This window comes from Burkholderia sp. Bp9004 (assembly GCF_003858025.1).
GTDB classification, from domain to species: Bacteria; Pseudomonadota; Gammaproteobacteria; order Burkholderiales; family Burkholderiaceae; genus Burkholderia; species Burkholderia diffusa.
Genome location: NZ_QTQD01000014.1, coordinates 77,601 through 99,268, shown reverse-complemented (window position 1 = coordinate 99,268; position 21,668 = coordinate 77,601). Strand labels below are relative to the sequence as shown.

General features: G+C 69.0%; 15 protein-coding genes. 5 read left to right on the top strand and 10 right to left on the bottom strand.

Going from position 1 to position 21,668, the window contains the following annotated elements; translation table 11 throughout:
• The first annotated feature begins 250 nt into the window (after nucleotides 1–250).
• Nucleotides 251–1,123 (top strand): 4-hydroxybenzoate octaprenyltransferase, encoded by an 873-nt coding sequence (ubiA, locus tag DIE08_RS17295; protein WP_059608284.1) that lies wholly within the window; start codon nucleotides 251–253, stop codon nucleotides 1,121–1,123.
• A 96-nt stretch (nucleotides 1,124–1,219) separates the two neighbouring features.
• Here ubiA and proC read toward each other — a convergent pair whose 3' ends face one another.
• From proC to DIE08_RS17265, 6 genes are all read right to left on the bottom strand, one after another.
• Complete coding sequence (proC, locus tag DIE08_RS17290; protein WP_124902670.1) at nucleotides 1,220–2,032, bottom strand: pyrroline-5-carboxylate reductase; 813 nt, start codon at nucleotides 2,030–2,032, stop codon at nucleotides 1,220–1,222.
• 50 nt (nucleotides 2,033–2,082) lie between these two features.
• Nucleotides 2,083–2,781, bottom strand: a complete 699-nt coding sequence (locus DIE08_RS17285; RefSeq protein WP_124624919.1) for a YggS family pyridoxal phosphate-dependent enzyme — start codon at nucleotides 2,779–2,781, stop codon at nucleotides 2,083–2,085.
• Between the two features lie 116 nt (nucleotides 2,782–2,897).
• Nucleotides 2,898–4,124: a glycolate oxidase subunit GlcF gene (glcF, locus tag DIE08_RS17280; protein ID WP_059608286.1), complete on the bottom strand. Its 1,227-nt coding sequence runs from the start codon at nucleotides 4,122–4,124 to the stop codon at nucleotides 2,898–2,900.
• Nucleotides 4,125–4,131: 7 nt separating this feature from the next.
• Nucleotides 4,132–5,220, bottom strand: a complete 1,089-nt coding sequence (glcE, locus tag DIE08_RS17275; protein ID WP_124902668.1) for a glycolate oxidase subunit GlcE — start codon at nucleotides 5,218–5,220, stop codon at nucleotides 4,132–4,134.
• Between the two features lie 142 nt (nucleotides 5,221–5,362).
• Nucleotides 5,363–6,856: an FAD-linked oxidase C-terminal domain-containing protein gene (locus tag DIE08_RS17270; RefSeq protein WP_124902666.1), complete on the bottom strand. Its 1,494-nt coding sequence runs from the start codon at nucleotides 6,854–6,856 to the stop codon at nucleotides 5,363–5,365.
• A gap of 38 nt (nucleotides 6,857–6,894) precedes the next feature.
• Nucleotides 6,895–8,304, bottom strand: a complete 1,410-nt coding sequence (locus tag DIE08_RS17265; RefSeq protein WP_124624927.1) for an FAD-binding oxidoreductase — start codon at nucleotides 8,302–8,304, stop codon at nucleotides 6,895–6,897.
• A 140-nt stretch (nucleotides 8,305–8,444) separates the two neighbouring features.
• Here DIE08_RS17265 and DIE08_RS17260 point away from each other — a divergent pair, with 140 nt between their 5' ends.
• Both DIE08_RS17260 and hmpA read left to right on the top strand, forming a co-directional pair.
• A complete protein-coding gene (locus DIE08_RS17260; protein WP_124902664.1) occupies nucleotides 8,445–8,996 on the top strand; it encodes a cob(I)yrinic acid a,c-diamide adenosyltransferase in 552 nt (183 codons plus the stop codon).
• Nucleotides 8,997–9,092: 96 nt separating this feature from the next.
• Complete coding sequence (gene hmpA, locus DIE08_RS17255; protein ID WP_124902662.1) at nucleotides 9,093–10,301, top strand: NO-inducible flavohemoprotein; 1,209 nt, start codon at nucleotides 9,093–9,095, stop codon at nucleotides 10,299–10,301.
• Nucleotides 10,302–10,407: 106 nt separating this feature from the next.
• On the opposite strand, the gene aroG is transcribed toward hmpA, so the two are convergent.
• Complete coding sequence (aroG, locus tag DIE08_RS17250; RefSeq protein ID WP_059465445.1) at nucleotides 10,408–11,481, bottom strand: 3-deoxy-7-phosphoheptulonate synthase AroG; 1,074 nt, start codon at nucleotides 11,479–11,481, stop codon at nucleotides 10,408–10,410.
• Nucleotides 11,482–11,523: 42 nt separating this feature from the next.
• Between aroG and DIE08_RS17245 the strand changes: the two genes are divergently transcribed.
• Nucleotides 11,524–11,769 carry a hypothetical protein gene (locus DIE08_RS17245; RefSeq protein ID WP_162499696.1) on the top strand — a complete coding sequence of 82 codons (246 nt, stop codon included), beginning with the start codon at nucleotides 11,524–11,526 and terminating at the stop codon, nucleotides 11,767–11,769.
• A 110-nt stretch (nucleotides 11,770–11,879) separates the two neighbouring features.
• On the opposite strand, the gene tldD is transcribed toward DIE08_RS17245, so the two are convergent.
• The 3 genes from tldD to DIE08_RS17230 all read right to left on the bottom strand — a co-directional run bounded on the left by tldD (nucleotide 11,880) and on the right by DIE08_RS17230 (nucleotide 18,518).
• A complete protein-coding gene (tldD, locus tag DIE08_RS17240; protein ID WP_059451318.1) occupies nucleotides 11,880–13,346 on the bottom strand; it encodes a metalloprotease TldD in 1,467 nt (488 codons plus the stop codon).
• Between the two features lie 93 nt (nucleotides 13,347–13,439).
• Nucleotides 13,440–14,267 carry a carbon-nitrogen hydrolase family protein gene (locus DIE08_RS17235; protein ID WP_124902660.1) on the bottom strand — a complete coding sequence of 276 codons (828 nt, stop codon included), beginning with the start codon at nucleotides 14,265–14,267 and terminating at the stop codon, nucleotides 13,440–13,442.
• Between the two features lie 51 nt (nucleotides 14,268–14,318).
• Nucleotides 14,319–18,518 carry a YhdP family protein gene (locus DIE08_RS17230; RefSeq protein WP_124902658.1) on the bottom strand — a complete coding sequence of 1,400 codons (4,200 nt, stop codon included), beginning with the start codon at nucleotides 18,516–18,518 and terminating at the stop codon, nucleotides 14,319–14,321.
• 228 nt (nucleotides 18,519–18,746) lie between these two features.
• Between DIE08_RS17230 and glnE the strand changes: the two genes are divergently transcribed.
• Nucleotides 18,747–21,548 (top strand): bifunctional [glutamate--ammonia ligase]-adenylyl-L-tyrosine phosphorylase/[glutamate--ammonia-ligase] adenylyltransferase, encoded by a 2,802-nt coding sequence (gene glnE, locus DIE08_RS17225; RefSeq protein WP_124902656.1) that lies wholly within the window; start codon nucleotides 18,747–18,749, stop codon nucleotides 21,546–21,548.
• Nucleotides 21,549–21,668: the final 120 nt, after the last annotated feature.

The window sequence follows — 21,668 nt, the reverse complement described above, 5'->3', positions numbered from 1 at the left end:
GCCGGTATCGGCGGGCAGTCCGACCTCAAACCGGGCCAGGTTGCCTGCATCGGATTGAATTCCGCCTGCCCGCCGGTGCATGTCCGCCGCACATCTGTCCCTGGATTGGCGGGCGGGACTGCCCCGGCCGCTTGCAGCGGGCCGGAGCGGCCGACGCGCGGGCCGCGCCACCCGGCCGCGGGCCATCCCGACATGACGCGAACCGTGCCTCCGCTCTAAAATGCCGGGATTATCTTCCCGGTGCTTCGCCATGCTTGCCCGCTTTCCCCTGTATCTGCGGCTCGTCCGGATGGACAAGCCGATCGGCAGCCTGCTGCTGCTCTGGCCGACGCTCAACGCACTGTGGATCGCATCGGACGGCCATCCGCGCTGGCCGCTGCTCGTGATCTTCGCACTCGGCACGCTGCTGATGCGCTCGGCCGGCTGCGCGATGAACGACTATGCCGACCGCGATTTCGACCGTCATGTGAAGCGCACGGCCGATCGGCCGCTGACGTCGGGCAAGATCCGCGCATGGGAAGCCATCGCGATCGCGGTGGTGCTGTCGTTCATCGCGTTTCTCCTGATCCTGCCGCTCAACACGCTGACGAAGGAGTTGTCGGTCGTCGCATTGTTCGTCGCCGGCTCGTATCCGTTCATGAAGCGATTCTTCGCGATTCCGCAGGCGTATCTCGGCATCGCGTTCGGCTTTGGCATCCCGATGGCCTTCGCGGCCGTGCAGGACACGGTGCCGATGCTCGCATGGGTGATGCTGATCGCGAACATCTTCTGGTCGGTCGCGTACGACACCGAATACGCGATGGTCGATCGCGACGACGACATCAAGATCGGGATTCGCACGTCCGCGCTGACGTTCGGCCGCTTCGACGTCGCGGCCGTGATGGCATGCTATGCGGTGACGCTCGGCATCTACGTATGGATCGGCGTGACGCTCGGCTTCGGCCTCGCATACTGGGCCGGCTGGGCGGCTGCGGTCGGCTGCGCGCTGTATCACTACACGCTGATCAAGGGGCGCGAGCGGATGCCGTGCTTCGCGGCGTTCCGGCACAACAACTGGCTCGGCGGCGTGCTGTTCGCGGGAATCGCCGCGCATTACCTGCTGGCGGGTGCGGCCGGCAACTGAAGGGGCCGCGCGCCGATGCGCGATGCCAGCAAAAAAAGCGGCCGAGGCCGCTTTTTTTTGTTGCCGGCGCCGGAAGCCCGGCGGCGGTCGCCGCGCTTACGCGCGGCCGAGCTCGTCGCCCATTTCCTTCGCGCGTGCCTCGGCTGCGAGCGCGCCGCGCACGATCGCTTCCTTCACGCCCTGCGCGTCGAACGACGCGAGCGCGGCGGCCGTCGTGCCGCCCTTCGACGTCACGCGCTCGCGCAGCACGCTTGCCGGCTCGCCCGATTGCGCGGCGAGTTGCGCGGCGCCCGCGAACGTCGCGACCGCAAGCGCGCGGCCCTGTTCGTCGTTCATGCCGAGGCGGCGCGCGGCTTCCTGCAGCGCTTCGATGAAGTAGAACACGTAGGCCGGGCCGCTGCCCGAGATTGCCGTGACCGCATCGAGCTGCGCTTCGTCGTCGAACCACACGATCTCGCCGACCGCGCCGAGCACGTTCGACGCGAGCTCGCGACCGGCCGCGTCGACGCCCGGCAGCGCGGCGAGACCCGTCACGCCCATGCCGACCAGCGCGGGCGTGTTCGGCATCGTGCGCACGACGCGCGCGTAGTCGCCGAGCCAACGGGCGAGGTCGGTGCCGCGGATGCCTGCCGCAATGCTGATCACGAGCTGCGATTTCAAATGCGGCGCGAGCGCTTGCGCGACGTCCTTCAGCGCCTGCGGTTTCACCGCGAGCACGATCGCGTCGTAGTCCGCGAGCGTCGCGTCGATGGCCGCGCCGGTGCGGACGCCGAACTGCTGCGCCGCGCGCGCGCGGGCGTCCTCGTTGACGTCGATGGCATACAGGCCGTCAGCGGCGACGCCGCGCTTGATCAGGCCGCCGATGAGGGCCGCGGCCATGTTGCCGCCGCCGATGAATGCGATTTTCATGATGTCAGATTGAGCAGGTGATTGAACGGAAAGGCGGAAAAGCGCAGCGCTCAGTGCGAATAGTCGCGCGCGCCGAAGATCGCGGTGCCGACGCGCACGATCGTCGCGCCTTCGAGCACCGCGGCTTCGAGATCGGCGGACATGCCCATCGACAACGTGTCGAGCGGCAGGCCCTCGGCGCGCAATGCGTCGAACAGCGCGCGCAGCGCGCGATGCGGCACGCGTTGCGCGTCGATATCGCCAGCCGGTTCGGGAATCGCCATCAGGCCGCGCAGCCGCAGCGCCGGCAGCGCGGCGATCGCTCGCGCAAGCTCGGCCACGTCGGCCGGCGCGACGCCGCTCTTGGACGCCTCGCCGCTGATGTTCACCTGCACGCACACGTTGAGCGGCGGCAGGTGCGCGGGGCGTTGTTCGGCGAGGCGCTGCGCGATCTTCAGCCGGTCGACCGAATGGACCCAGTCGAACCGTTCGGCGACCGGGCGCGTCTTGTTCGATTGCAGCGGCCCGATGAAATGCCATTCGAGGTCCGCGCGCAGGTCGGCGAGCGCGTCGATCTTGTCGATCGATTCCTGCACGTAGTTCTCGCCGAACGCGCGTTGTCCGGCCGCATGCGCGGTGCGCACGTCGTCGGCGGGAAAAGTCTTCGACACGGCGAGCAGCGAGACGGTGGCGGGATCGCGGCCGGCCGCGCGGGCGGCGTCGGCGATGCGGCGGTGAACGGAGTCGAGACGGGCGGCGAAGTCGGACATGACGGGCACGGAAGCAGGCACGGGGAACGAGTACGGCAGCGAGTACGGTGACGAATGCGGCACGGCACGCGCCGCTTCGAATCACCCATTATACGGACGCCGCCGCAGGCGCCGTGCTAGCCGTACAGCAGATGCTCGACGAGCTGGATCCAGTGCGCGACGGGAATCTGCGTGCCGCTTTGCAGGTGCGCGATGCAGCCGACGTTGCCGGACACGATCATCTGCGGCTCGAGTGCCTGCAGCTTCTGCAGCTTCTGCTTGCGCAGCCGGTACGACAGCGACGGCTGCGTCAGCGAATAGGTGCCGGCCGACCCGCAGCACAGATGGCTGTCGGCCGGCAGCCGCACGTCGATGCCGAGCGTCTCGAGCAGGCGCTCGACCTTGCCGCGCGACTGCTGGCCGTGCTGCAACGTGCACGGCGGGTGATACGCGACAGTATGGATCGCGCGGCGTCGCGCGAGCGTCGAGATCTCGGCCTCGAACGCGAGCAGCACGTCGGAGATGTCGCGCGTCAGCGCGACGATGTGCTGCGCCTTCTCCGCATAGGCCGGATCGTCGCGCAGCAGGTGCGCGTATTCGAGCACCGTCGCGCCGCAGCCCGATGCATTCATCACGATCGCCTCGGCGCCTTGCGCGACGTACGGCCACCACGCGTCGATGTTGCGGCGCGCGTCGTCGAGCGCTTCGTCGTGATAGTTCAGGTGCAGGCGGATCGCGCCGCAGCAGCCCGCGTCGGGCGCGACGATCGTCTCGACACCGAGCGCGTCGAGCACGCGCGCGGTCGCGATGTTGATGTTCGGCAGCATCGACGGCTGCACGCAGCCGGCGAGCATCAGCATCTTGCGCGGATGCGTGCGCTGCGGCCATTCGAGCAGTCGCGTGCGCGGCGGCACCTTGTCGCGCAGCCGTTTCGGCAAGAGCGGCCGCACGTGCTGGCCGAGCCGCATGATCGGCGAGAACAGCGTCGCGTTCGGCACGAGACTCGCGAGCAAGCGACGCACGAGCCGCTGCTGCACGGGGCGCTGCACTTGCGCTTCGACGTGCTTGCGGCCGATCTCGACGAGCCGGCCGTACTGGACACCCGACGGGCAGGTCGTCTCGCAGCTGCGGCAGGTGAGGCAGCGGTCGAGGTGCTGCTGCGTGCTGCGCGTGACGGGCGCGCCTTCGACCATCTGCTTGATCAGGTAGATGCGGCCGCGCGGGCCATCGAGTTCGTCGCCGAGCAGCTGATAGGTCGGGCACGTCGCGGTGCAGAAGCCGCAATGCACGCACTTGCGCAGGATCGCGTCGGCCTCGTCGCCGTCGGGCGTATTGCGGATGAAATCGGCGAGGTTCGTTTGCATCGAGCCCTCAGAGGTCGGGGTAGAGCCGGCCGCGGTTGAAGATGCGCGCGGGATCGAACGCCGTCTTCAGCCCGCGGTGAATCTTCATCAGCGGCGCGGGCAGCGGCGTGAACACGCCCGCGCTGCGGTCGTAGGAATCGCCCGCGCGGAACAGCGTCGCATGGCCGCCGGCCTGCTTCGCGCTCATGCGCACCGTCTGCGCGTCGGCGTCGGTGATCCACCAGCGCTGCGCACCGCCCCATTCCATCAGCTGGGTGCCGGGCAGGTGCATCGGTTCGGTGATCGACGGCAGCGCGAGGCGCCACAGCGCATAGCCGGGCGGAATGCCGTTAAAGAACGGATCGGTGTGCTCGCGCAGGCCGGCCCAGAATCGCTCGGCCTCGACCGCGTCGACGACTTCGCCGCCGAGCAGCGTCTTCGCCGATTTCACGGCGGCCTCGGCGCCCGACAGCCGCAGCACCAGCGTGCCGTTGCGCCAAGCGCTCGCGCTGACCGGCAGCGGATGGCCGCCCCATTCGTTGAGCTTGCGCACCGCGTCGGTCGCGGTCACCTCGAACTTCAGCGTGACTTCGGCGACCGGCACCGGCAGCACCTTGATCGACAGGTCGAGCATCAGCCCGAGCGTGCCGAGCGAGCCGGCCATCAGCCGCGACACGTCGTAGCCGGCGACGTTCTTCACGACCTGCCCGCCGAAGCGCAGCATTTCGCCGCGCCCGTTCATCAGCGTGACGCCGAGCACGAAATCGCGTGGCGCGCCGCAGGTCGCGCGGCGCGGGCCCGCGAGGCCCGCCGCGATGCAGCCGCCGACGGTGGCCGCGCGGCCGAAATGCGGCGGCTCGAAAGGCAGCATCTGGCCGCACTCGGCGAGGACGGTTTCAAGCTGCGCGAGCGGCGTGCCCGCGCGGACCGTGACGACGAGCTCGGCCGGATCGTACGACACGATGCCCTGAAACGAGCGCGTGTCGAGTATTTCGCCGTCCAGCGCCTGGCCGTACCAGTCCTTGGTGCCGCCACCGCGAATCCGCAGCGGCCGGCCGTCGGCACTGGCGGCACGGATACGCTCGGCCCATCCGGCGACGATGTCGTCCTCTTCCATGTTCTGTTGCTGCCTCGTTGTTGTCCGGTCGATTGTACCGGGGTGGCGCGAATCCACATCGCGACTATCCCTAAGCCCCGTATGACGAAGGCATGCAGCCGCCACGCGCACGGCCGGCACGGGCCGCGCGACTGCGCGGCGCTCAGAAGCGCGGCAGGTCGGGGTGCGGCAGCAGCCCCCCACGGACGTGCTGGCGGCCGTACTCGGCGCAACGCGCGCGGGTCGGGATGCCCTTGTCGGGGTTGAGCAGCCCGGCCGGATCGAATGCGCGCTTGACCGCGAAGAACGCATCGCGCTCCTGCGGCGAGAACTGTACGCACATCGAATTGAGCTTTTCGATGCCGACGCCGTGCTCGCCGGTCACGCTGCCGCCGAATTCCACGCAGCATTCGAGGATTTCCGCGCCGAACTGCTCGGCGCGGTGCAGCTCGTCCGGATCGTTCGCGTTGTAGAGGATCAGCGGATGCATGTTGCCGTCGCCGGCATGGAACACGTTGATGCAGCGCAGCCCGTAGCGCGTTTCGAGTTGCTCGATGCGCGCGAGCAAGGGGCCGATCGCACGGCGCGGCACGGTGCCGTCCATGCAGTAATAGTCGGCGGAAATGCGTCCCGCGGCAGGAAACGCGTTCTTGCGGCCGGACCAGAAACGCAGCCGCTCGCTTTCGTTGCGCGACACCTGGATTCGCGTCGCGCCATGCTCGCGCAGCACGGCCGTCATGCGGACGATTTCCTCCGCGACTTCCTCGGGCGTGCCGTCCGATTCGCACAGCAGGATCGCCTTCGCGTCGAGGTCGTAACCCGCGTGCGTGAACGCCTCGACGGCCTGCGTGGCCGGCTTGTCCATCATCTCCAGCCCGGCCGGGATGATGCCCGACGCGATGATCGCGGCGACCGCCTCGCCGCCCTTCACGACATCGTCGAAGCTCGCCATCACGAGCTGCGCGGTCTGCGGTTTCGGGATCAGCTTCACCGTGACCTCGGTGACGAGCGCGAACATTCCTTCGCTGCCGATCATCACCGCGAGCAGGTCGAGGCCCGGCGTGTCGAGGCCGAGTGAGCCGAATTCGACGATCTCGCCGTCGATCGTGACCGCGCGCACGCGCATCACGTTGTGCACCGTCAGCCCGTATTTCAGGCAGTGGACGCCGCCGGAATTCTCCGCCACGTTGCCGCCGATCGTGCAGGCGATCTGCGACGAAGGATCGGGTGCGTAGTACAGCCCGTACGGCGCGGCCGCTTCCGAAATCGCGAGGTTGCGCACGCCGGGCTGCACGGTGGCCGTGCGCGCGTACGGATCGACCTCGACGATGCGCGTGAAGCGCGCGAGCGACAGCACGACGCCGTTGACGATCGGCAGCGCGCCGCCGGACAGGCTCGTGCCCGCGCCGCGCGGCACGATCGGCACTTCCATGCGGCGGCAGATCTGCACGATCCGCTGCACCTGCGATTCGGTTTCGGGTAGCGCGACCGCGAGCGGCAGCCGGCGGTACGCGGACAGGCCGTCGCATTCGTACGGCGCCGTATCTTCGTCGCGGAACAGCAGGCAATGCGTCGGCAGCACGGCCATCAGCGCCTGCACGACTTCGCGCTGGCGTTGCGCGCGGGTTGCGCTCGACAGTTCGACGGAAGCGTTCATGGGGTCTCCAGCGGGCGGCGCGGCAGCGCGCCGCCGTGTCAGCACGTGAAGATCTTGCCGGGATTCATCAGGTTGCGCGGATCGAGCGCGAGCTTGATCGCGCGCATCGCGTCGATCGCGTTGTCGCCGTGCTCCTTCGGCAGGAAGCGCATCTTGTGCAGGCCGACGCCGTGCTCGCCGGTGCAGGTGCCGCCGAGGCGCAGCGCGCGTTCGACGATCCGGTCGTTGATGCGTTCGGCTTCGTCGATTTCCTCGGGCTTGTCGGGATCGATCAGGATCGCGACGTGGAAATTGCCGTCGCCGACGTGGCCGACGATCGGGCAGGGCAGCGACGATGCGCGCAGGTCGACTTCGGTTTCCTCGACGCACGCGGCGAGTTGCGAGATCGGCACGCACACGTCGGTCGTCACCGCGCGGCAGCCGGGTTTGAGCTGCAGCATCGCAAAATACGCGTTGTGGCGCGCGGCCCAGAGCCGCGTGCGATCCTCGGGGCGGGTCGCCCATTCGAAGCCCTGGCCATTGTTCTGGCCCGCAAGCGTCTGCACGAGCTCGGCCTGCTCCTTCACGCCGGCTTCGGTGCCGTGGAATTCGAAGAACAGCGTCGGCGCTTCGGCGAGCGTCAGGTTCGAGTGGCGGTTGATCGAGCGTACCGCGAGCGCGTCGACGAACTCGACGCGTGCGATCGGCACGCCGATCTGGATCGTCTCGATCACGGTGCGCACGGCGTCGCCCATCGACGGGAACGTGCAGATCGCGGCCGACACGGCTTCGGGCAGCGGATGCAGGCGTAGCGTGATCTCGGTGATCACGCCGAGCGTGCCTTCGGAGCCGACGAACAGGCGCGTGAGGTCGTAGCCGGCCGACGACTTGCGCGCGCGCGAGCCCGTCTTCACGACACGGCCGTCGGCGAGCACGGCGGTCAGGCCGAGCACGTTCTCGCGCATGGTTCCATAGCGCACGGCGTTGGTGCCCGATGCGCGGGTCGCGGTCATGCCGCCGATGCTGGCGTCGGCGCCCGGATCGATCGGGAAGAACAGGCCGGTGTCGCGCAGCGCTTCGTTGAGCGCCTTGCGCGTGATGCCCGGCTCGACCGTGACGGTCAGGTCTTCCGCGTTGATCGACAGCACCCGGTTCATTTCCGACAGGTCGAGCGAGACGCCGCCGCGCACGGCGAGGAGGTGGCCTTCGAGCGACGAGCCGGCGCCGTACGGGATCAGCGGTACGCCGTAGAGCGCGCACAGCGAGACCACTTCGCGAACTTCATCGGCGTTGTGGGCGAATACGACGGCATCGGGCAGTTGCGGATCGAACGGCGATTCGTCGCGACCGTGATGGGCGCGGACGGCGTCGGCGGTCGAGACGCGCTCGCCGAAGGCGGCGCGCAGCGCATCGAGCATGGCGGAGGGCAGCGGGCGGCGCGCGGTGGCCGGCGGGGCAGGGTGATTCACGAATGTCTCCTGACGACTGCTTGTCAAACTTTCGGCCCATTCTACGCTGTAACGCCCGCTGCGCCCGCCGCCGCGGGCTGCGATAATCGCGTTCCTAGGCAACCGGGCCGCATTGCGGCCGCGCACGAGAGGAGATTCGCATGGGCAACCGCTTGAGCAAGATCGCGACGCGCACGGGCGACGACGGCACCACGGGTCTCGGCGACGGACGGCGCATCGGCAAGGACGACGCGCGGATCGCCGCGATCGGCGACGTCGACGAACTGAACTCGAACCTCGGCGTGCTGCTTGCCGAGCCGCTGCCGGACGACGTGCGCACCGCGCTCGTCACGATCCAGCACGACCTGTTCGATCTCGGCGGCGAGCTGTGCATTCCCGGCCACGCGGTACTCGACGACACGCACCTCGCGCGCCTCGACCGGTGGCTCGCCGACTACAACGCGACGCTGCCGCCGCTGAAGGAATTCATCCTGCCGGCCGGCTCGCGCGCGGCGTCGCTCGCGCACGTATGCCGGACGGTGTGCCGCCGCGCGGAGCGCTCGATCGTCGCGCTCGGGCGGAACGACACGCTCAATGATGCGCCGCGGCGTTACGTGAACCGGCTGTCGGACCTGCTGTTCGTGCTGGCGCGCGTGCTGAACCGCGCGGGTGGCGGCTCGGATGTGCTGTGGGAGCGCGGGCGCGTCCGCTGACGCCCTGTCGCGTTTTTGCGCGCTGCGACAATTTGCCCGAGGGGCGTCGATTTTTAAAGATGTATCGTATGTGCATGTTTAACGGAGAAATCGAACATGACCCACATCACCGCTGACCAGATGGCTCGTGTGAAGGCCACTGCCCCTGTCCTCGCCGTGCACGGTGCGACGATCACGAAGCACTTCTACCAGCGCATGTTCGCGCGCCATCCGGAACTGAAGAACCTGTTCAACCAGACGCACCAGAAGACCGGCAGCCAGCCGGAAACGCTCGCGAAGGCGGTCTATGCGTATGCGGCGAACATCGACAACCTCGGCGCGCTCGGCGGGGCGGTGTCGCACATAGCGCACAAGCACGCGAGCCTGAACATCCGTCCCGAGCATTACCCGATCGTCGGCGAGAATCTGCTCGCGTCGATCGTTGAAGTGCTCGGCGACGCGGTCGACGCGGAGACGCTCGAGGCATGGCGTGTCGCGTACGGCCAGCTCGCGCAGATCCTGATCGGCGCCGAGGCCGACCTGTACGCGGGCGCCGCGTGGAGCGGCTTCCGTCCGTTCAGGGTCGCCCGCAAGGTGCGTGAAAGCGACGAGATCACGTCGTTCTACCTGACGCCTGCCGACGGCGGCGAGGCGCCGACCTTCGCGCCGGGCCAGTACGTCACGGTGAAGCGTTTCGTCGGCGACCTCGGCGTCGACCAGCCGCGCCAGTACAGCCTGTCCGACGCACCGCACGGCAAGTGGCTGCGCATCTCGGTGAAGCGCGAGGCCGGCCAGCCGGAAGCGATCCCGCCCGGCAAGGTATCGACGCTGATGCATGACGGCGTTGAGGAGGGCGCGATCGTCGAAGTGACCGCGCCGATGGGTGAATTCTCGCTGAAGCGCGGCGTCGATACGCCGGTCGTGCTGATCTCCGGCGGCGTCGGCCTGACGCCGATGGTGTCGATGGCATCGACGCTGGTCGGCGAAGGCAGCACGCGCGAGGTGCGGTTCGTCCACGCGTGCCGGTCGGGCGCGGTGCATGCGTTCCGCGACTGGCTGAACGATACGGTGCGCGAACACGCGAACGTGAAGCGCACGGTGCTGTACGAGCTGGTCGGCCCGAACGACCGGGGCGGCGTCGATCATGACCTCGAGGGGCGCTTGACGCCGGAACGCGTGAAGCAATACGCGCTGGTGCCGGATGCCGACTACTACGTCTGCGGCCCGATCGCGTTCATGAAGGCGCAGCGCGACGCGCTGGTCGCACTCGGCGTCGCGCCGGAGCGCATCAATACCGAGATCTTCGGTTCGGGCGCGCTCGAGTGAGCGCCTGACGACGGCTGCTTGCCAACCAGAAAGCCCGGCGCGAGCCGGGCTTTCTTCTTGCGGCGCAGGCCGCGGGTGGCACGCGCCGCCTCGGGCCTGCCGGCGATCAGTTGCCGCTGCCGCGCGCGACGCGCCGTGCCTTCACCGATTCCGCGAGGCCTTCGAGCACCTTCACGCTGTCGTCCCACGCGATGCACGCGTCGGTGATGCTCTGGCCGTAGGTCAGCGGGCAGCCTTCCTTCAGGTCCTGGCGCCCCTCGACGAGGTGCGACTCGATCATCACGCCGACGATGCGCTCGTCGCCGGCCGCAACCTGGCGGCCGATGTCCGCGCATACGGGGATCTGGTTCTCGTGCTTCTTCGAGCTGTTCGCGTGGCTCGCGTCGATCATCAGGCGCGCGGCGAGGCCCGCCTTGCCGATGTCCGCGCACGCGGCGTTCACGCTGTCCGCGTCGTAGTTCGGCGTCTTGCCGCCGCGCAGGATCACGTGGCAGTCCTCGTTGCCGGCCGTCGACACGATCGCCGAGTGGCCGCCCTTGGTCACCGACAGGAAATGGTGCGGCTGCGATGCGGCCTTGATTGCGTCGACCGCGATCTTCACGTTGCCGTCGGTGCCGTTCTTGAAACCGACCGGGCACGACAGCCCCGACGCGAGTTCGCGGTGCACCTGCGACTCGGTCGTGCGCGCGCCGATCGCGCCCCACGAGATCAGGTCGGCGATGTACTGCGGGCTGATCATGTCGAGGTATTCGGTCGCGGCCGGCAGCCCCATCTCGTTGATCTGCAGCAGCAGTTCGCGCGCGGTGCGCAGCCCTTCGTTGATCTTGAAGCTGTTGTCGAGGTGCGGATCGTTGATGAGCCCCTTCCAGCCGACCGTCGTGCGCGGCTTCTCGAAGTACACGCGCATCACGATTTCCAGCTCGCCCTTGAAGCGCTCGCGCTCCTTCACGAGCCGCCCCGCGTATTCGATCGCCGCCTTCGTATCGTGGATCGAACACGGCCCGATCACGACGATCAGCCGGTCGTCCATCCCGTGCAGGATGCGGTGCATCGACTGGCGCGAGTTGTAGATCAGCTCGGACGCGGCTTCGGAGCACGCGAATTCGCGGATCAGGTGGGCGGGCGGCGTCAGTTCCTTGAGTTCGCGAATGCGGACATCATCGGTGTTGTGCGGGGGCATGCTGTTTCTCCTAATTTTGCGGGCGCCGTTCGGTCAGTGCGCGTGCGGCAGATTCATCAATTCAAGCAATTCAGTGATTCCGGTCGGAACCGCGGGATCCGCTGCGGCGGGGACCGGGTGGCGAAGGGCGAAAAAAAACCGCCGGGTTCGCCGGCGGTTTTTTCGGGAATTTCGGTTGCGCTTTACGCGCCATCAACCCTCTCGATCCGCCAGCGGTCTGAGATGCCAAAAAAAGTAAAAATAAAACTTGGCGGACATGACGGAGATTCGGTTCGTCAAAAAAGTTGATTCGGAATTTATACCCCGGCGCCAGGCCGCTGGCAACCGGGGATGCGCGAAAATGCGGACAATCCGCGCGTTTTCGGCAAAATGCGCGGATTGTCTGCGCCGCGATGCGGTTATGCCGTACCGCCGACCGTCATCTTGTCGATCCGCAGGGTCGGCTGGCCGACGCCGACCGGCACGCTCTGGCCTTCCTTGCCGCACACGCCGACGCCCGAGTCGAGCGACATGTCGTTGCCGATCATGCTCACGTACTTCAGCGATTCCGGGCCGCTGCCGATCAGCGTCGCGCCCTTCACCGGGTAGGTGATCTTGCCGTTCTCGATCATGTACGCCTCGGACGCCGAGAACACGAACTTGCCGTTCGTGATGTCGACCTGGCCGCCGCCGAAGTTCACCGCGTACAAGCCGTTCTTCACGGATGCGATGATTTCCTGCGGATCCTTGTCGCCGTTCAGCATGTACGTATTGGTCATGCGCGGCATCGGCAATGCCGCATACGACTCGCGCCGCGCGTTGCCGGTGACGGGCATTTTCATCAGGCGCGCGTTCAGCGTGTCCTGGATGTAGCCCTTCAGGATGCCGTCCTCGATCAGCGTCGTGCACTGCGTCGGGTTGCCTTCGTCGTCGATGTTCAGCGAGCCGCGGCGATTCGGCAGTGTGCCATCGTCGACCACCGTCACGCCCTTCGCGGCGACCTGCTCGCCGATCCGGCCGGCGAACGCCGACGAACCCTTGCGGTTGAAGTCGCCCTCGAGGCCGTGGCCGATCGCCTCGTGCAGCAGCACGCCCGGCCAGCCCGGCCCGAGCACGACCGTCATCGCGCCAGCCGGGGCAGGGCGCGCGTCGAGGTTCACGAGCGCCGCGTGCACGGCGTCGTCGACGTAGCGCGACAGCACTTCGTCGGTGAAGTAGCCGTAGTCGAAGCGGCCGCCGCCGCCGCCGGAGCCGATTTCGCGGCGGCCGTTCTGTTCGGCGATCACCGTGACCGACACGCGCACGAGCGGCCGGATGTCGGCGGCGAGCGCGCCGTCGCTGCGCGCGACCAGCACAACATCGTATTCGCCGGCGAGCCCCGCCATCACCTGCGTGACGCGCGGGTCGCGACCGCGCGCCATCTGCTCGATGCGCTCGAGCAGCTTGACCTTGGCCGTCGCGTCGAGCGACGCGAGCGGATCGGACGGCAGATACAGGTCGCGGCCCGAGATGCCCTTCAGCGACGTTGCCGCCTTGATCTTCTGGCGGCCGCCGCCGGCCGCCGCGATCGCCTTGGTGGCCGCGGCCGCCTGGGCGATGGCTTCCGGCGACAGGTCGTCCGAGTAGGCGAACGCGGTGCGGTCGCCCGCGACCGCGCGCACGCCGACGCCCTGGTCGATGCTGAAGCTGCCCGACTTCACGATGCCTTCCTCGAGGCTCCACGCTTCGCTGCGGGTCGCCTGGAAGTACAGGTCCGCGTAGTCGACGCGATGCGTGAAGATGTCGGCGATCGTGCGCGTGAGCAGGCTCTCGTCGAGGCCGTACGGCGTGAGGAGGATGTCCTTCGCCAGCGCAAGATTGCGGATGCCGGGTTCGATGATGTTCATGCGGGTATCGAGGGTTCTCAAAAAGTTGTCGGGTGCGTTCTGGGCAGATGGGTTGGCCGGGCGGCGTTTCAAGCGCCAGGGCGGATCAGCGGTTCAGGCCAGCACGCGATGCCGCCACGCGGGCAGGCTCTGGCGCACGTCGGCGATGCGCTGCGGATCGAGCGTGCCGGTCACGACGCTCGCGCCTTCGTCGCGGACCGCGACGATTTCGCCCCACGGGTCGATCAGCATGCTGTGGCCCCAGGTGCGCCGGCCGTTCTCGTGCTTGCCGCCTTGCGCGGCCGCGAGCACGTAGCACTGGTTCTCGACGGCCCGCGCGCGCAGCAGCATTTCCCAGTGCGCGCGGCCCGTCGTATACGTAAACGCCGACGGCACGACGATCAGCGCGCAGTCGCCCATCCTGCGGTACAGCTCCGGAAAGCGCAGATCGTAACAGACCGACAGGCCGACCCGCCCGAACGGCGCGTCGAACGTGACGACCGTGTCGCCCGCGCGGATCGTGCGCGCCTCGTCGAACGATTCGTCGCCTTTCTCGAAGTTGAACAGGTGGATCTTGTCGTAGCGGGCCGCTTCGTTGCCGCTCGGGTCGAACACGAGCGTCGTGTTCAGCACGCGATCGGGTTCGGGCGCCTTCAGCGGCAGCGTGCCGCCGATCACCCAGATGCCGTGACGATGCGCGGCCTCCGCGAGGAAGCGCTGAATCGGACCGTCGCGGTAGGGTTCGGCGAGCGCGAGCTTGTCGGTGTCGCGATGGCCCATGAAGCAGAAATACTCGGGCAGCAGCACGAGCTGCGCGCCGTCACCGGCCGCTTCCGCGATCAGGCGTCCGGCTTCGGCGAGATTGCGTGCGACGTCCGGCGTGCTCACCATCTGCAGCGCGGCGACCCGAAAGGGCGTGGCGGAACGGGCGTGATCGGTCATCGCTGGATCGGTTGCGTCATAAATGGGGTGCGGCCCGGCACCCTGCGCGCGTCAGTGGCTCGCCGCATCGGCCGGACCGTGATTCATCTTACCCTGATCGCCTCGCACCCGCTCGATGTGCGGATGCGCCCACGAGCCGGTGATCGCGTAGTCGAGCGCGAACGCGTGCGACAGCGTCTCCGACAGCGCGTAGTTCGCCGCCAGCACGCCGACGCCGAGCAGCGGATTGATGATCGCGGCCGCGATCGCGGCCGTGCCGGCGCCGATCTTCGGCGCGACGTGCGCGTGCAGGTCCTGCGTCTCGGTGCCAAGGTCGACCGCGCCGCGCACGGTCACGTTCGCCGGCGCAGTCGTCATCGAAAAGTCGTCGGTGCGTGCGATCCCGTTCGAGATCCGGCTGGTGCCCGTGATCTTGTCGAACGGCAGTCCCTTGCCGATCACGTCGCGGAAATTCAGCGTCAGGAAGCGCGCGAGACTCTGCAGGCTCAGCACGCCGAGCAGTTTCGCGGCGCCCGGATCGACCTTCAGGATCTGGCCGTGCTCCAGGTCGAGCGCGATCTGGCCGCCGAGCGACGGCAGATCGACCGCGGTCGGGCCGCCGCGCCAGCCGACCTTGCCGGTCACCGTGCCGTGGCCGTCCGCCAGCGTGCGCGGCAGGCCGACGAGGTCGAGCAGCGCGCCCGCGTTGCCGACGTCGAGCTTGAAGTCGAACACGCTGCGGCGCGGTGCATCGTTTTCGTCGACGCCGCGGGCCAGCGCGCGGCGCGACGTGCGCCAGTTGCCGGTTGCCGTCAGCTTTGCGGCCGGGTTCGCCAGCTCGAGCTTGTCGAGCTGCCACACCGGCGCGCCGTCTTCCTCGATGTTGCGCGCATTGACGACGAGCCGGCCGATGTCGTGATCGCGTGCAACGACCTGGTCGACGATCAGGTCGACCGACGGCATCGGCCGGTCGGTCGGCGTCGGCAGGTTCATCGCGCGGCCGACGAGGTCGTGCTGCGCACTCTGCGGAATCACGAGCTTCGCGAGCCGCGCGTTCAGCACGCCCGCGCCGTTGTGGCCGCCGCCCGGCGCCCACGACAGGTAGCCCGAGACCTGGTTCGACGCGATGTTCGCCTGCCACAACTCGTCGATGTGCGACGCGCCGATGATCACGTTTTCCCAGTTGCGCTTGAGCAGCTTCAGCGTGCCGAAGTGGAGCGCGAAGCGTTTCGGCGTGAAGCTCGCGACGTCGATGCGCGGCGCGGCTTGCGGTTCCGGCGCGCGCGGCGCGTCGTGCTGCAGCGTGCGGGCCAGTGCGAGCCAGGCGTCGGCGTCGAGTTCGTCGACGTCGACGGCGGCGCTCACGCCGTCCTGCGGCAGGTCGGGCATCCGGTGGATGCCCATCGCGCCGCGCACCGCGCGCAGCGGCTGGCCGGGTGTTGCGTCGAGCAGGTAGGTCGCGGACACGGGGCCGAGCGTCAGGTCGGCATGCTCGAGGCGCTTGCCGCCCGCCTCGGCGGCCGGCTGCAGCGTGAAGCGGAACGGCATCGGCGTGCCGGCCGGTTTCGCGAACGGCGCCGGGAAGTTCAACGCGACGCCCGTCAGGTCGGAACGCGCGGTGACCTCCGGCAGGCGGCCCGGCGCGCCGCGCACGGCGAGCTGGTACGGTGCGTCGCCGACCACGTGCTCGAGCAGGGCCGCAGCCGTGCCGCGCAGGTTCATCCCGCGCGCGGCGTCGAGCGCGAGCTTGCCGTCGACGTCCACTGCGTACGGGCCGTGCGACTGGAAGTTGCCGTTCGCGCGCACGGGGCCGCCGAGGAAGCGCCCCGACAGGTCGTGCAGCGATGCGCCAGTCTCGGAGAAGCGCACGCTGCCGCGCAGCGCGGACAGCGGCGGCACGCCGTCGGTCGACAGCGTGTTGCCGCCGAACGCGAGTGCGCCTTCGACGTGGGTATGCGGATGCGGAACGTGCTGCGGAATCGTGATCTTGAGCGCGAGCGCCGCCGGCCCCTGCGCATCGATCCGCTGGCCGATGTGCCCGCTCATCGCGCCGAGCGAGCTGTTGTCCGCGTAGTCGATCAGGTCCGCGAGCGGGCCTTGCGCATGGCCGTCGATGACGAGCGGCGACGTCGACGGGTTGCCGAGATCGTTGATCCGGCCGGCGACCTTCGTCAGCGCGACGCGCTTGTAGTGCGCGCGCGCGATGTCGAAACGCAGCTTGTTCTGCGCGAGCTCGAACACGCCGTCGATCCCGTCGAGTGCGGGCCAGACGCTCGGCGTGCCGTTCGCGAGCTTGCGCGGCGGGTACGGCGTCGGCTCGAAGCGGCCGCCGGTGAACGGCGCGACGATATGGAACACGCCGGCATCCGGCTCGTGTTCGAACGGGAATTTCTCGAGCGGGCCGCGGGCGACGATCGACGCGCCCTTGGACACCTGGCCGTCCTGCAGCGCATGGCCGAGGTAGTCGCGCAGGTGCTCGGACATCCCCGTCGGCAGGTAGCGCGGAATGCGCGCCACCGACGCGCGCGCGAAATCCGCGCGCAGGTCGAGCGAGCCGCGGCCGTGGCCGGGGTTCGTGTACGAGCCCGACACCGCGATTTCCGCATCGGGGTTTGCGACGAACAGGTCCGGCAACGTCACGTCGACGCGCGCGTGCTTCTCGCCCGGCGCCGGCGTGATCACCCATTTCGCGTTGCCGCGCAGCCGGTCGAAGGTCAGGCGCGGCTCGTCGAATTCGCCGGGCACCGTGACCGCGGCGTTGACCGTGTCGAAGTGCGCAGCGCCGCCCGTCTCGTTCGCGTCGACGCGGCCCCACAGGTTCTCGACGCCCGGCCAGCCGGCGCGCGGATGGCCACGCGGCGAGAGGCCGGGGGGCGGCTCCTGCGCGGCGAAGCTGATGCCCTGCAGGTCGCCCAGGAAGCGGTAGCGGACGATCGGTGCGGCGCCGGTGCGACGCTCTTCGTCGGCGAGCTCGGCCCGCGCCGGCTTCGCGCGTTCGACCTCGATGTGGTAATTCGACACCATCCCGCGCGGGTCGAGCTTGATCAGTTCGTTGCGCAACCGCGCCGGCAGCGGCAGCCCGCGGATGAACTCGCTGAGGATGCCGAGATCGACGCGGTCGCCGACGACGCTCAGGAGCTGCCCCTGGTCGGCGGCCGGCACGCGGTAGCGGGCGGTCAGCGTCGACAGCGCGAGCGAGCGGGCGAGCGGCGTGCCGTCCGGCAGCGGCGGCTGCCCGAGCTCCGCGTTGAAGCGCGTCAGGTGCAGCGTGTAGTCGCGGCCGGCGTCCAGCGCCATATCCCAGCCGAAGCCGACCGTCGGCACGTCGAGGCGCGGCTGGGTCGGCCGCACGCGCAGCACGACGTCGGCGCCCTGCAGGTCGCCGCCGGCGGAGCGCAGGTGGCCGTTCTGGAAGGTCGCCCAGATTGCGTTGTCGATGCGGCCCGCGTGGATCGTGAGCGGTATGTCGAGATAGCGGCCGAGCGTCTGCAGGTCGACGGGGCCGGTCGACAGATACGCGTCGCCGGTCCAGTTCGTCGGCTTGCCGATCGGCGCGAGCGGCTTGTGCCGGAAGCGCGCGCGGAAATCGAGCGGGCCGAGCAGCAGGGTGCCGTTCGCGGGCGCCTGAAGCGCGGCCTTGTGCTCGCGGCCGTCGTTGAGCACCGCGAGGCGGATGCCGGACAGCGCGAGCTCCGGTGCATCGTGCTGCGCGTCGCGCCAGCGCAGCGTGCCGTTGCGCAGCACGATCGCTTCCTGCTTCAGCAGCCAGGTGCCGAACGTGTCGTTGCCGCCATGGGTGGTCGCGACGCCGACGCCCGCGATGCTCAGCGAGCCGTCGGCCGCGCGTGCGACGACGAGGTCCGGATGGTCGACGATCAGGCTCGACAGCGCGGGCGACAGCCGCAGCAGCGACAACCACGACAGCGCGGCCGTCGCGTGCGGGACCGACAGCGCGATCTGGCCGTCACGGCCGCGAATGGTGAGGTTGGCGACTTCGACGCCCGGCTGCATGCCGGACCAGTGGGGGGACAGTTTGCCGATCGAGAGCTGCGCGTGGAGCTTGTCGGACACCGCGCGCTCGATGCGCGGGCGAAATTCGTCGATGCGCGGCAGCACCACGTAGCGCAGCCCGAGGAACGCGCCGGCCGCGACGAAGTACGTGCCGATCCCGACTGCCAGCGTCACCCTGAACACGTGACGCAGGACTGGATGATCGTGCTTCGGAGGTCCCGCTTCGGGCTCAGCTAAGGCGGATTCCTGACGGTCGGACATGCGGCGGAAGGGCGGCGATATGGTAGTTTTGCAGACTGACGTTGAAATGTATCACAGGGGTTCGTGCCGGCGGCCGTTGCGGCAGCACGGCACGGGCTTTCCGGCGCGCGGTTTTCGCGGCGGCGCATCCGCGTCGCGACACCGCGCCGAGTCCACGGGGCCTGTCGGCGGCGGGGCGCGCAAGCGTTCTCCCGCGGCGGCGGGCCCGACCGCCAGGCCCGCTTTTCGATGACCGACGCTTCCGCCCTGATCAGCCAGTCCTACTCCCGCTATATCGCCCGCGCGGCCGCCGCGCGTCCCGCGCTGTCCGACCAGATCGCCGCGTGGGCCGCCGCGCCGCTCGCCCGTGCGCAGCTCGACGCGCGCCTGACCGAACTGCTCGCATCGCCGGCCGGCGCGGCCGCGCCGGGCGACGAGCAACTGAAGCGCGCGCTGCGGCAGTTGCGTGTCGAGGTGTTCGGCGCGGTCGCGGAGCGCGACCTGCGCGGCGTCGCGGACGTCGCCGAGGTGACGGGCGCGATGACCGATCTCGCCGAGGTGGCCGTGCAGCGCTCGCTCACGCTGCTGTCGGCCGAACTCGAGGCGATGTACGGCGAGCCGCGCGGCGCCGACGGCCAGCGCGTCGTGCTGGGCGTGGTCGGGATGGGCAAGCTCGGCGGCCGCGAGCTGAACGTGTCGTCCGACATCGACCTGATCTTCGTCTACGAGGACGACGGCGAGACCGCCGGCGGCACGCGCTCGCCGCTGTCCACCCAGGAATACTTCACGCGGCTCGGCCGGCGCCTGATCGGCGTGCTGTCCGAAGTCACGGCCGACGGCTACGTGTTTCGCGTCGACATGCGGCTGCGCCCGAACGGCGATTCGGGGCCGCTCGTGTGCAGCCTCGGGATGCTCGAGGAATATTTCTACGTGCAGGGGCGCGAATGGGAGCGCTACGCGTGGATCAAGGGGCGGCTCGTGTCGGAAGGCGACAGCGACGCGGCGCAGCGGCTCGCGTCGCAGCTCGAATCGATCGTCAAGCCGTTCGTGTACCGCCGCTATCTCGATTTCGGCGTGATCGGTGCGATCCGTTCGCTGCACCAGCAGATTCGCCAGGAAGCCGCGCGCCGCGCGTCGATGCGGCCCGACAAGGCCGACGACATCAAGCTCGGGCGCGGCGGGATCCGCGAGATCGAATTCAGCGCGCAGGTGTTCCAGTTGATCCGCGGCGGCCAGGATGCGGAATTCCGCGTACGGCCGACGCTCGCGGTGCTGCGCCATGCGCAGGCGCGCGGGCTGATCGGCGAGGACGTGCGCGAGCGCCTGACCGACGCCTACAACTTCCTGCGCACGCTCGAGCACCGGCTGCAGTACCGCGACGACGCGCAGACGCACGCGATGCCGGTCGATCCGGCCGAGCGCGCGGCGTTGGCCGCGTCGCTCGGCTTTGCCGACTACGCGGCGCTGATGACGGTGCTCGACGGCTACCGCACCTTCGTCGAGGCGCAGTTCGACCAGATCTTTGCCGACAAGGTGAGCGGCGGCCCGTGCGCGGCGGGCGAGGACACCACCGCGTCGTGGATCTGGAGCGGGGCGCTCGCCGACGACGGCGAAGACGACGCGCTGCGCGCGCGCCTCGACGGGCTGGGCTTCACCGATCCGGCGACCGTGCTCGCTCGGCTGCGCGCGATCTGGCAGTCGTCGCGCTACGCGGGCCTGCCGGAAAAGAGCCGGCAACGCTTCGACAGCGTCGCGCAGCGCGCGCTCGAGGCTGCGCCGCGGATCGACGCTGCGCGCCGCGACGACACCATCGTGCGGCTGTTCGACCTGCTCGAGACGGTCAGCCGGCGCGGCGTCTATCTGGCGCTGCTGACCGAGTATCCCGCCGCGCTCGATCGCGTGCTGTCGGTGCTCGGCGCGACGCGCTGGGGCGGCGGCTACCTGATCCGCCATCCACAACTGCTCGACGAACTGCTCGACGACGAAGCGATCGCAAGCCCGTTCGACTGGCCCGCGTTCAAGGACGCATTGCGTGCGCGCCTCGCGGCCGCCGACGGCCCCGAGCAGCAGATGGACCTGCTGCGGCATGCGCAGCACGCGGAGGTGTTCCGCATCCTGCTGATCGATCTGGCGGGCCAGCTGTCGGTCGAGCACGTGAGCGATCGCCTCTCGGAGCTCGCCGACGCTGTGCTCGACGTGACGATCGAGGTTGTCTGGTCGCAGCTCGCGAAGCGCCACCGTGACGTGCCGAAGTTCGCGGTGATCGCGTACGGCAAGCTCGGCGGCAAGGAGCTCGGCTACGCATCGGATCTCGACCTGATCTTCCTGTACGACGACCCCGACGAGCGCTCGGCGGACGTCTACACGACGTTCACGCGACGGCTGATCACGTGGCTCACGACCGCGACCGGCGCCGGCGCGCTGTTCGACATCGACCTGCGGCTGCGGCCGAACGGCGAGGCCGGACTGCTCGTGACCGATCTCGACGCGTTCCGCCGCTACCAGCTGCGCGAGGGCGACGCGGCGAACACCGCGTGGGTGTGGGAGCACCAGGCGCTGACGCGTGCCCGCTACAGCGCGGGCGACACGCAGATCGGCGCCGACTTCGAGGCGATCCGCCAGCAGGTGCTGACGACGCCGCGCGACGGGGCGGTGCTTGCGAAGGAGATCGTCGACATGCGCGGCAAGGTGTTCGCCGGCCACCCGAACCAGACCGAGCTGTTCGACCTGAAGCACGATCGCGGCGGGATGGTCGACATCGAGTTCATCGTCCAGTACTGGGTGCTGCTGCATGCGTCGAGTGATGCCGAGCTGATCCGCAATACCGGCAACATCGCGTTGCTGCGCGAGGTCGCCCGATTCGGGCTGATGGGCGAGGACGAAGCCGAGCGCGTCGGCGCTGCGTACCGCAAGTACCGGAAGCTGCAACACAAGCTGCGGCTCGACGGGATGGAAAAGGCGCGGGTCGATCCGGCGCTGGTGACCGACGAGCGGGCGGCCGTGACGGCGCTGTGGGAGCGGGTGTTCGGCGCGATTGAAACGAGTGTTTGATTCGGGCGTTCGAGTCGAGCGTTCGAATCACCGGAGCAGGGTGGGCGCGATCGGGCGGCCGCTGCTGCCGATGAAAAGAGACCGACGCATGCGCCGGTCTCTTTTCATTCGGGGAGCGGG

What these genes read in the sequence shown, in the direction of transcription:
- DIE08_RS17230 (WP_124902658.1), bottom strand. Translation starts at nt 18,518, where the DNA reads ATGTCCGACCGTCAGGAATCCGCCTTAGCTGAGCCCGAAGCGGGACCT.
- glnE (WP_124902656.1), top strand. Translation starts at nt 18,747, where the DNA reads ATGACCGACGCTTCCGCCCTGATCAGCCAGTCCTACTCCCGCTATATC.
- ubiA (WP_059608284.1), top strand. Translation starts at nt 251, where the DNA reads ATGCTTGCCCGCTTTCCCCTGTATCTGCGGCTCGTCCGGATGGACAAG.
- aroG (WP_059465445.1), bottom strand. Translation starts at nt 11,481, where the DNA reads ATGCCCCCGCACAACACCGATGATGTCCGCATTCGCGAACTCAAGGAA.
- proC (WP_124902670.1), bottom strand. Translation starts at nt 2,032, where the DNA reads ATGAAAATCGCATTCATCGGCGGCGGCAACATGGCCGCGGCCCTCATC.
- glcE (WP_124902668.1), bottom strand. Translation starts at nt 5,220, where the DNA reads ATGGAAGAGGACGACATCGTCGCCGGATGGGCCGAGCGTATCCGTGCC.
- hmpA (WP_124902662.1), top strand. Translation starts at nt 9,093, where the DNA reads ATGACCCACATCACCGCTGACCAGATGGCTCGTGTGAAGGCCACTGCC.
- DIE08_RS17270 (WP_124902666.1), bottom strand. Translation starts at nt 6,856, where the DNA reads ATGAACGCTTCCGTCGAACTGTCGAGCGCAACCCGCGCGCAACGCCAG.
- DIE08_RS17260 (WP_124902664.1), top strand. Translation starts at nt 8,445, where the DNA reads ATGGGCAACCGCTTGAGCAAGATCGCGACGCGCACGGGCGACGACGGC.
- glcF (WP_059608286.1), bottom strand. Translation starts at nt 4,124, where the DNA reads ATGCAAACGAACCTCGCCGATTTCATCCGCAATACGCCCGACGGCGAC.
- DIE08_RS17285 (WP_124624919.1), bottom strand. Translation starts at nt 2,781, where the DNA reads ATGTCCGACTTCGCCGCCCGTCTCGACTCCGTTCACCGCCGCATCGCC.
- tldD (WP_059451318.1), bottom strand. Translation starts at nt 13,346, where the DNA reads ATGAACATCATCGAACCCGGCATCCGCAATCTTGCGCTGGCGAAGGAC.
- DIE08_RS17235 (WP_124902660.1), bottom strand. Translation starts at nt 14,267, where the DNA reads ATGACCGATCACGCCCGTTCCGCCACGCCCTTTCGGGTCGCCGCGCTG.